This window comes from Bradyrhizobium tropiciagri (genome assembly GCF_018130505.1).
In the GTDB taxonomy this organism is placed as follows: domain Bacteria; phylum Pseudomonadota; class Alphaproteobacteria; order Rhizobiales; family Xanthobacteraceae; genus Bradyrhizobium; species Bradyrhizobium tropiciagri_B.
The window spans coordinates 440,083-449,340 of record NZ_JAFCKH010000006.1; the positions used below are offsets into that span (position 1 = coordinate 440,083).

The following is a 9,258-nucleotide window of genomic DNA, read 5'->3' on the forward strand; positions in this document are numbered from 1 at the left end:
GCCTTACGGCGCCGGGATCGCCAGCAGGCTCGAGATGCTGCGGCCGCGGATGTCATAGACGCGGGCGAACACCACGTCGTCGCGCTTGATCTCGACCATCACGGGCGCGGTCAGGCCCTTGCAGTAGAACTCGCCCAGCGTCATCGCGAAGTCGGCGGCGTTCGAGTCCCAGCCGATCGTGAAATCGGGGCCGAGCGCGACCTGGGCCGGCCGCTGCGGTCCGCAGACCGCGACCTTCCACTTGCGGTTCTGCGGCGGCACTTCCTGCCGTTCGGCCAGTTGTTCGCGCAGCCCGTCGGAGGCCTGCTTCAGCGCGAGGCCCCAATAGTCGAGCATGAAGTAGTTGTCGGCGGTCCGCACCGTGCCGGCGATGTGGTTGAAGTGCGTGTATTGGTACGGATGCAGGCGGATCATCTCGCTGAGCGGCAGCAACAGGCCGAACGCGAACACCGCGACCGCGGCGGGCTGCCAGGCGCGGCGGTTCTCGCTGAGCCAGTCCATGCCGCGCGCGAACGCGACGCCGGCGAGCACGGCCATCGGCGGGATTACGAAGATGAAATGACGGATGCCGTTATAGAGCGCCGGCCGCTTCACCATCGCGATGACCAGCGGCAGCGTCGCCGCGAGCGTCAGCATCAGCATGATGGTCTTGCGCTTGGCCGGCACGTCGCGCCGCGACAGCGACATCAAGGCGATGACGACCGCCGCGAACAGCAGCACCAGCAGCACTTCGGGCAGCTGCAGCGCGAACAGCGTCGGCAGGTAGGACCACGGCATGTCCGGCACCGACACCAGCGCGCCGTCGAACATCTCCTTCCAGGGCTTCTCGAAGAAATGCGAGAAATAGGTCACCGCTTCCAGCGGGTGCCCCGGCTCCATGATCGACCACGGCCAGATCAGGCCCATCACGAGGTAGCCGAACACGAGCCCCGGCAGCAGCACGTAGACGACGTGACCGAAGCGGTGCGTCGCCTCGCGCACGCCCTGGGCACGGAATTCCTCGATCAGGAGCGGCATGAACCCGACGGCCGCATAGATCAGCGCGAGCCCGCCGAGCACCCGGCAGCCGATCGACAGGCCGGCGCCGAAGCCGACGATCAGGATCGTGCGCGGCGAGGGCGCCGGGTATTCGTCGGCGAGCCGTACGAGGCCCATGATCAGGATCACCATCGCCACGGCGAACGGTGCATCTTTCGGGTTCATGAACATGTGGCCGTAGAAGGTCGGACACAGCGCCAGCAGCAAAAGCGCCGCCAGTCCGGCGACCGGACCGCCGATGCGGCGCGCCAGGCGCCAGGTGACTGCCAGACCTATGACGCCGACGATCGCGCCGACCAGGCGGCGCGTCTCGAACAGTTCCAGCGGAATGACCTTGTGCAGCAGCGCCGCGGCCATGTCGAAGCCGCCCCCGTACATGTAAAGGTTGGCAAACGACAGCGCGCCGGTGTCCTTGAACCCGGAGCCGTACATGCGCAGCAACAGATCGGCATATTCAGCGTGGGTATAATCGTCCCAGCCCAGGCCGTAGTCGCGAAATGTAAGACCGGCGATCAAAGCGACCACGCCGAGTGCAAGGAAGGCGAGATCGTCGCAGGTCTTGTCCACCGAGCGCCGCGCAGGCGTGTCGATGGCAGACGTGGTAATCGATGACATGGTTAACGGTACCGGCGTCCCTGTGGCCCAGTGTGGCGCTTTAGGGCCTCATTCCCCGGCATCCATATAGCGCAGTTCCCTTTCCAAGTAATTGGCAATTGTGGCGTAAATTTCCTGATGCATTGCAATAAATTGGCAGCATTTCGTAGTCAGTAGATTTACGGGACGCCCACCCCGGAAAGCCTCGATTCGATGGTGACGAGGCGCTCTGCGATGCGGGCGAAAACCCGAACTCAGGAACTCTGTCCACAATTGGCGGTTGGCGGTCTGGGCAATATGACGGTATCGTTGTTACGGCGGCTGCGCCGAATTTCAGGCGGGGCTCCCGGGGGTTAGATCGATGATGGTTGCTCTGTTGGTCGTCGGCGCGGGCCTGATTGTGGCAGGCCTGGCGGCGATCGGCTTTGGAATTCCGAACAAGGAATTCAGCGTCGGCGGAATGCTGATTGCGACTGGCGTCGACGGCGTATGCGCCGGAGCCATCGTGCTGGCGCTGGCGGTGGTGGTTCGGGAACTGCAGACCATCGGCCGGCGGCTTGGCCACGCCGGGGCCGAAGCCGAGTTCCCGCTGCCACCGGCGGCGGCAACGTCCCCGCAAGGCGCCGTACCAGGTGACTTCGATTTCCCGTCGCCACCCCCGCGCGAGCGGCGCGCGGCGGTGCCTCCGCCACTGGCCCAACCGCCGGCGCCGCCCGCGCCCGCGGCAACGCCGCCCTGGCACGAGGAGATCGCCAGCCGCGGCGGGCAAGACGAGGAGGCGGCGACCGCAACGGCTGCCGACGCCGCGGCGCCGCCCAAGCGGCGTAACCTGCTGTTTTCGTCGAACTCGCGGAAGGAGCGCGAGCGCGGCCAGGGTCGCGCGGCCGAGCCGCTGACCCCGGACCTGCTGTCGCCGGAACTGCGTCCCAGTCCCGCTGCGGCGGCCGAGCCGGCTCCCGCGACTTTCGATGACGCCTGGCCGAAGGTGGACCGTCCACGGTCGGTCGATGTCGCACCGCGGCGTGCCGCCCGCACGCCTTCGACATTCGGCGAGGCGCAGCAGCAGCCGGCACCGCCATCGCCCGGCCACCCGCCGCCGCCCCAGGAGCAGCCGGCGGTGACCGTGCTCAAATCCGGCGTCGTCGACGGCATGGCCTATTCGCTCTATTCGGACGGTTCGATCGAGGCTCAGATGCCCGAGGGCATGATGCGGTTTGCCTCGATCGACGAGTTGCGCTCGCATCTCGAGCAGCGGCCTTAAGTCCAGCCAATACTTGCGGCCGGTACCGTTTCTAAGATAGAGCAAAGCCGTTCTTGTCAGATTTTTGGTAATCCGTTCATATTCGCAAAGTAGTTCACGATTCTACGGATGTATTGTCGTGGCCGGATACTGTCCGGCCGGCAGCGCACCGCACCCTCCAGGGAACGTCGAGCCATGTCCGACACGTCAGGGAAGAGCCCGGTCGAACTCACCGCCAACATCGTTTCGGCCTATCTCAGCAACAATCCGACGCCGGCCTCGGATATTCCCAACCTGATCAGTCAGGTCCACGCCGCGCTGCTGCGCGTCTCGACCGGGCGCAATGATGCACCGCTCGAGCCGGCCAAGCCCGCGGTGGCGGCGAAGAAGTCGATCACGCCCGAATATCTGGTGTGCCTCGAAGACGGCAAGCGCTTCAAATCGCTCAAGCGTCATTTGCGCACGCAGTACAATATGACGCCGGAACAGTACCGCGAGAAATGGGGCCTGGCCGCCGACTATCCGATGGTGGCGCCGAATTACGCGGTGGCGCGCTCGCAGCTCGCCAAGAAGATGGGGCTCGGCCAGCAGGCGCGGAAGAAAAGGTAGAGGTTACGCGGCGGACGCCAGTGCCTCGCGCGCGTCGGTGCGGATGCGCTCCACCATCGAGCGCAGGCCGTTGGAGCGTTGCGGCGTCAGGTGGTCGCGGAAGCCGAATTCATCGAACAGCGCGAGCGCGTCGGTGGCGAGGATCTCTTTCGGCGTGTGGCCCGAGAACAGCGTCAGCACGATCGCGACCAGGCCGCGGACGATGTGGGCATCGCTGTCGCCGATATAGATCAGCCGCGGCTGGCCATTGGCATCGCGCTCGAGGCGCTTCGATAGCCAGACCTGGCTGACGCAGCCCTGCACCTTGTTCTCGGCCGAATGCTCCGCCTCGGACAGCGGCTCGAGCGTACGGCCAAGCTCGATGACATAGCGGTAACGGTCTTCCCACTCGTCCAGCAGCGAAAAATTGTCCCTGATTTCGTCGATCGTCGTCGTCATCGTGACCCGCGTCCTATTCTCAACGGCTTATATAGGAAGGCGGGCCGCGAAAGCGACGAAAATGGAACCGGTTCCGGGCCTAATTTGCGGTCACGGCGTCGGCGGCGGGCGGAATTCGATGGCCTGGTCGGCTGACGTCAGGGTGTCGCGGGATGCCGTGGCGTCGACGGCGTCCGCGTCGATCGAGCCGGTGTGGTCGGGCTTCTTCTCGGTGATGATCTGATAAATCTTGCGCGCGCCATCGGTCGCGCGCTGGCCGATCGCGGTCGCGGCCTGACCGCCGACCTCGCAGGCCGAAGGCTGGCGCTTGCAGAACTGGCTCATGTCGTTGATCGTCGCAGTCGCAGCCGACACCGCGTCGGACGCCCTGATCTCCGGCACCTTCTCCGATTCGGGTGTCTTGTCTCTCGGCAGCAGCACGAGCACGAGCCCGAGCCAGAATGCCAAACGCAACAGGAAGAACATGGCGCGATCCCGGTCGTCTGTTTGTCTTTTGCTTCATGCGGTCGACGCCGCAGTTGGCTTAGCCGTAGCAGCGGTCGATAAATCGGAAGTATTTGCATTGAAGTAAATCCGCCGAAAATTCGCGGAAAATCCGCCTGATTTGATTCGGTGTAAATTTTCGATTGATCGCTGTGGCCGAGGCCGGATTCACCGCGCGCGCCGCGTCCACCATTTCGAAACCATAGCTTGTCGCATCCGGAAACCTGTCGTTCACCATCCCGGGGAAATGCGACGTGAATAACAGGTCAAAGCATGGCCAATGCACGGTGTTTGGCCGCAGGCGGTCTCGCCTTAGCGTTCGCTTAAGTTCGCTCTGACACGTTGGCCTGCAATCACCAAGGAGGCGTTCCGGCGCGTCTGTCTGACGATCGAGCCGAAGCGCGAGTGCTGTGAGTGTTTTGAGTCTGATCCGCGATTGCCTCGATGCGTTGCTGCATCCGTCGGCGCAATATGATGCGCTGACCCGCGCGCGCCATCGTGCCTTCATGGCGCCGCGGCTGCTCGGCAGCCTGGCAGCGCTCGCTTCTTTCCCGACCTTTCTTGCGATGCGCGGCGCGCCGACGGCGATCGAGGTCGCGGCGTTCGCCTGGCTGATCGCGCCGATTCTGCTGTCCTGGTTCCTGTCGCGCACCGGCCGCTATGAAGGCGCGCATGTGCTGTCGTCGCTGGCGCTCGCCGGTCTCGTGATGACGATCTCGGCCACCACCGGCGGCATCGCATCGTTTGCGGCGGTGTGGCTCATCGTGATTCCAATCGAGGCGGCGCTGTCGGCTTCGCGGCGCGTTGTTGCGTTTGCGTTTGCGCTGGCGATGACCTGCGCGGCGTTGCTCAGCGCGCTCGGACATTATCATCTGCTGCCGGCCGCCGATCCGGCGATCGTCGCCAACGGCATTCTGGCCGGCGTCGGCGTGATCTCGGCGATCTTCTATGCCGCCGGCCTTGCCTTCGGCGCGGAGTCGCTGGCGCGCACCAGCGTGGCGCTGCTCTATGTTGAGGAAGACCGCTATCGCCTGCTCGCGCACAATATGAGCGACGTGCTGGCGCGGCACAGCCGCAACGGCGCGGTGCGCTTCATTTCGCCGGCGGCCGAGATCATGCTCGGCATGCCCGCATCGCGGCTGCTCGGCCACGGCCTGTTCGACCGGGTTCATGTCGCCGATCGTCCGGCCTATCTCACCGCGCTGTCGGATGCCGCGCGCGGCGGCGAGTCGCGCAGCGTCGAGTTCCGCCTGCGCCGCGACGCCGCGCGGGGCGAGAACGTCGGCTCTGACTTCATCTGGGTCGAGATGCGCTGCAGGCCGCTCGACCAGGCCGCGGACGAGACCGAAGTGGTCTCCGTGATCCGTGACGTCAGCGATCGCAAGGCGCAGGAACAGGCGCTGGAACTGGCCCGCAATGCCGCCGAGCAGGCTGACGCATCGAAGACCCGCTTCCTCGCCACAATGAGCCACGAGCTGCGGACGCCGCTCAACGCCATCATCGGCTTCTCCGAGATGATCGCGCAGGAAGACGTGCTCGGGCTCGATGCCGCGCGCCGCAAGGAATACGCGCAGCTCATCAACGATTCCGGCCAGCATCTGCTGTCGGTGGTCAATGGCATCCTCGACATGTCGAAGATGGAGTCCGGCAATTTCGAGATCTCTCCGGAGCCGTTCGCGCCGCGCCCGGCGCTGCTCAATTGCTGCAACCTGGTGGCGCTGAAGGCGCGCGAGAACGGCGTCGACCTCGTGACACGCGTCGGCGACGATCTGCCGATCATGAACGGCGATCCGCGCGCGTTCAAACAGATCGTGCTCAATCTCGTCTCCAACGCGATCAAGTTCACCGAGCGCGGCGGCAAGGTCACCGTATCGGCCGTGGTCGAGGGATCGCGGCTCGTGCTCCGTGTCTCCGACACCGGTGTCGGCATCGCCCCCGACGACCTCAAGCGGATCGGCGACCCGTTCTTCCAGGCCGGCAAGACCTATCAGCGCCGGCACGAGGGCACCGGGCTTGGCCTGTCGATCGTGAAGGGGCTGGTCGGTCTGCACCACGGCGAATTGAATGTGGAGAGCAAGGTGGGCGAGGGCACCGTCGTCTCGGTCGCGCTGCCGCTGGAGTTCAGCCCGGCCGCACCGGTCGAGCCGTCCAGCAATGTCTCGACCCTGAAGCCCGCGCTGCGCTCCGGACTACAAGAGCAAACCCATCAGGTGAAGAAGAGTGCCTAGACAGACTTTGGACGATGATGAAACGCCGCGCCGTCGCCGCGGCGCCAAGGCAGTGGCCATCGCGGCCGAGGAGGAGCGCGGCCTCGTGCTGCGCGTGCTGCTGTACAGTCCGAAGGATCTTGTCGCGGGCGTGCTCGCCGCGGCCGCGATAGTCGCGATCCTGATCAACGCGTTGTTCCTGCAGGCCGGCCGCCATCCGTCCCCGATGTTCGGCGGTTCGGTCGTCACCTTGCCGCCGCCGGCGCCGGTCGCCGCGGTCACCAGTCCGTTGCCGCGTCCGCGTCCCGCCGAAGCCGCCGCGCGGACGGCCGAGCCGGCTGCCGTCGAGGCACCGAAGCTGGTCGAGGTCAGGCCCGTCGAAACCAGGCCGGCGGTCGAAGGCAAGCCGGCTGAACCGAAGGCAGAGTCCAAGCCTTCCGATCCGATGACCAACCTGGTGGTGAAGTCGACTTCCGCGACGCCAACTGCCGCGCCGTCGAATGTCGTGCGCCCGCCGGCGCCGATCCCGACCCCGCATCTCAGCGGAGCCGGTAAGCGGATCGCGGCTGTGCAGCGGACGCTGACCGAGTACGGCTACGGCCAGCTCAAGCCGACCGGCACCATCGGTGCGGACACCCAGGCGGCGATCGCGAAGTTCGAGCGCGCGCGCAAGCTGCCGGTGACCGGACAGATGTCCGAACGCGTGGTCCACGAGCTCGCCGCGATAACCGGCCGGCCGATCGAATAGTCCACTACGCGGCATCCCCGAGCAGGATGTCGCGGACCTCGTCGGAGAACAGCTTCCTGCGCCCCGCAACCAGCACCCATTCCGGATCGTCGGGATCCGGGACGGCGCACGGCATGCCGTGGTCGAGCAGCGCCTGCGCGCAGCCCGCCCAGTCGCCGCCTTCGACCGGCTCGTTGCACGAGGCCCAGGACAGGCTGCCGGATGCGTTGTCGCCGAAGCCGTGCTGCTCGGTCCATTGCGCGCCGTGTTCGAGCAGGAAGCGCGTCAGCGCCGCGTTGCCGCGGAACACCGCGTGATTGAGCGCCGAGCCGTCCCAGTCGCCGCCGCGGACCACGATCGGCCAGCCGAGGCTGACCATCAGCCGCACGCCGGAATCGTCACCGGCCGCCGCTAGCTCGGGGAGTAGACGCAGCTGTTGCGCTGAGAGCGCGCCCGGAAGATCGGGACGTTCAGCCTGGATGCGGCGCGCCTCGCGCTCATCGCCGCGAGCGCAAGCCGCGACAAACTGCTCGTCATCGGCAAGCGGCTCGGCGCCGAGCCGTTCGCGCAGCAGATCGGCGACGTCGGTCAGTCCGAATTGCAGCGCGAACCTGTAGGCGCTGAGGCCGCCGGGCGTTGTGATGCGCGGATCGGCGCCGGCGTCAAGCAGGGTCGCGATACATGTCCGCGAGCGGCGCCGTCGGATCGCCCACATCAACGGCGAGCCGCAATCGGTCAGCGGGGCGTTGCGGGCGGGCTCGTTCGGATCTCCGCCGTGCCCGAGCAGAAGTTCGAGCGCCGCGATGTTCTCGTCGTCGAGCACCTTGTACATCGCATTGGTGCCCGCGATACGCGCGCCGTGCTCGAGCAGCACGCCCGTGGTGCCGGAGCCTTCCAGCGAGTGATAGAGCGATTCATTGTCGTTCGGATCGGCGCCCGCTTCGAGCAACAGCTTCGTCAACTCGGGATCGTGGTTGCGCCCGGCCGCGCCATACAGCGCCGACAGCGGATTGCCGTCATCGGGCGTCTCGAGCGATCCGGGCGGCCAGCGGCTGCCGATGCGTTGATCGGGATCGGCGCCGGCCTGCAGCAGCAGGCGCGCACAGCCGTGCAGCCGAGCTCGAAACTCCGGAAGCTGCAGCAGGCTGGAATGCGTGACCGCGACCAGTGGCGGCAGCTTGAGCGGACCGCCGGAACGGTTGACCCATGCCGGATCGCTGTCGGCGGTGCGCCGTACCGTCGCTTCGTCACCGATGGCGCAGGCGAGATAGGGATCGCCAGCCGCAAGCCCGGGATCCTCGCTGAGCATCCGCGCTGCAACGCGCGGATTGGCGCGGTTGACGGTGCCGCTGACGTCGGCGGCATAGACCAGCTGCAGCCAGCGCCGCACGCGATCGTCCTTGCCCTTTCCTAGCGGCAAGTGTGCCTCGACATAGTGCCGCAGGTCCGGCCACGACGCGAAGCCGAGGTCGCGCGCAATGCAGGACTGCGCGTCGTGGAGCCGCAAATCGAGTGCTGCGATCGCAGCATCGCTGCGCCCGGCGGCCGCCGGGAGCGCGTTGCGGAAACGGGCGTAGGCCTCCGGCGCCTGCCGCCGGTAAAGGCGGATCAGCTCCTTGGCCTGCTTCTTCAGATGTTCGAGATTCAATCGCGCGGGCGATCGGTCCATGGAAACCTCCGTGCATCAATCGCCGATGGTCCACAAAACCGGCTGCACAAAGGCTTGGTTTGCCGCTTGGCGCGTTGCAAGTGGGTTCAACCCTTCCCGTGGACCCGGATGCGGCTTGCACCGCGGATGCAAGGATATGAGGCACCGCCGCGGCGGTCAACCGGCGGACTTGCGTGTGTCAGTAGCTCGTGATCTGTCGCCTGTTTGTAGCTCGTGAAGTGTCGTGTTTTCGGTGCCCCGGAACAAGGGGGAC

8 protein-coding genes are annotated in these 9,258 nt (G+C 66.1%); 4 read left to right on the top strand and 4 right to left on the bottom strand.

Annotation, left to right across the window (positions count from 1 at the left end):
- Window positions 1-3 precede the first annotated feature (3 nt).
- Window positions 4-1,653 (bottom strand): glycosyltransferase family 39 protein, encoded by a 1,650-nt coding sequence (locus JQ633_RS18220; protein WP_211986431.1) that lies wholly within the window; start codon window positions 1,651-1,653, stop codon window positions 4-6.
- Between the two features lie 340 nt (window positions 1,654-1,993).
- Here JQ633_RS18220 and JQ633_RS18225 point away from each other — a divergent pair, with 340 nt between their 5' ends.
- Both JQ633_RS18225 and JQ633_RS18230 read left to right on the top strand, forming a co-directional pair.
- A complete protein-coding gene (locus JQ633_RS18225; RefSeq protein ID WP_211986432.1) occupies window positions 1,994-2,893 on the top strand; it encodes a DUF308 domain-containing protein in 900 nt (299 codons plus the stop codon).
- A 174-nt stretch (window positions 2,894-3,067) separates the two neighbouring features.
- Window positions 3,068-3,481 (top strand): MucR family transcriptional regulator, encoded by a 414-nt coding sequence (locus JQ633_RS18230; protein WP_211986433.1) that lies wholly within the window; start codon window positions 3,068-3,070, stop codon window positions 3,479-3,481.
- A gap of 3 nt (window positions 3,482-3,484) precedes the next feature.
- Here the strand turns inward: JQ633_RS18230 and JQ633_RS18235 are convergent, their stop codons facing one another.
- Window positions 3,485-3,919 (bottom strand): SufE family protein, encoded by a 435-nt coding sequence (locus JQ633_RS18235; RefSeq protein WP_211986434.1) that lies wholly within the window; start codon window positions 3,917-3,919, stop codon window positions 3,485-3,487.
- A 90-nt stretch (window positions 3,920-4,009) separates the two neighbouring features.
- Complete coding sequence (locus tag JQ633_RS18240) at window positions 4,010-4,384, bottom strand: DUF5330 domain-containing protein (RefSeq protein ID WP_211986435.1); 375 nt, start codon at window positions 4,382-4,384, stop codon at window positions 4,010-4,012.
- 428 nt (window positions 4,385-4,812) lie between these two features.
- Here JQ633_RS18240 and JQ633_RS18245 point away from each other — a divergent pair, with 428 nt between their 5' ends.
- Together JQ633_RS18245 and JQ633_RS18250 are read left to right on the top strand one after the other, a co-directional pair.
- Entirely contained in the window at window positions 4,813-6,630 is a 1,818-nt protein-coding gene (locus JQ633_RS18245; RefSeq protein WP_211986436.1) for a sensor histidine kinase, read from the top strand.
- Complete coding sequence (locus JQ633_RS18250) at window positions 6,623-7,357, top strand: peptidoglycan-binding protein (protein WP_211986437.1); 735 nt, start codon at window positions 6,623-6,625, stop codon at window positions 7,355-7,357. Before JQ633_RS18245 ends, JQ633_RS18250 begins: the two co-directional genes overlap by 8 nt.
- Window positions 7,358-7,361: 4 nt before the next feature.
- Here JQ633_RS18250 and JQ633_RS18255 read toward each other — a convergent pair whose 3' ends face one another.
- On the bottom strand, window positions 7,362-9,005 hold the full coding sequence (locus JQ633_RS18255) for an ankyrin repeat domain-containing protein (RefSeq protein ID WP_211986438.1): 1,644 nt from the start codon (window positions 9,003-9,005) through the stop codon (window positions 7,362-7,364).
- Window positions 9,006-9,258: the final 253 nt, after the last annotated feature.

Coding starts and splice junctions, on each gene's coding strand:
- JQ633_RS18240 (WP_211986435.1), bottom strand. CDS start 4,384: ATGTTCTTCCTGTTGCGTTTGGCATTCTGGCTCGGGCTCGTGCTCGTG.
- JQ633_RS18255 (WP_211986438.1), bottom strand. CDS start 9,005: ATGGACCGATCGCCCGCGCGATTGAATCTCGAACATCTGAAGAAGCAG.
- JQ633_RS18235 (WP_211986434.1), bottom strand. CDS start 3,919: ATGACGACGACGATCGACGAAATCAGGGACAATTTTTCGCTGCTGGAC.
- JQ633_RS18220 (WP_211986431.1), bottom strand. CDS start 1,653: ATGTCATCGATTACCACGTCTGCCATCGACACGCCTGCGCGGCGCTCG.
- JQ633_RS18225 (WP_211986432.1), top strand. CDS start 1,994: ATGATGGTTGCTCTGTTGGTCGTCGGCGCGGGCCTGATTGTGGCAGGC.
- JQ633_RS18230 (WP_211986433.1), top strand. CDS start 3,068: ATGTCCGACACGTCAGGGAAGAGCCCGGTCGAACTCACCGCCAACATC.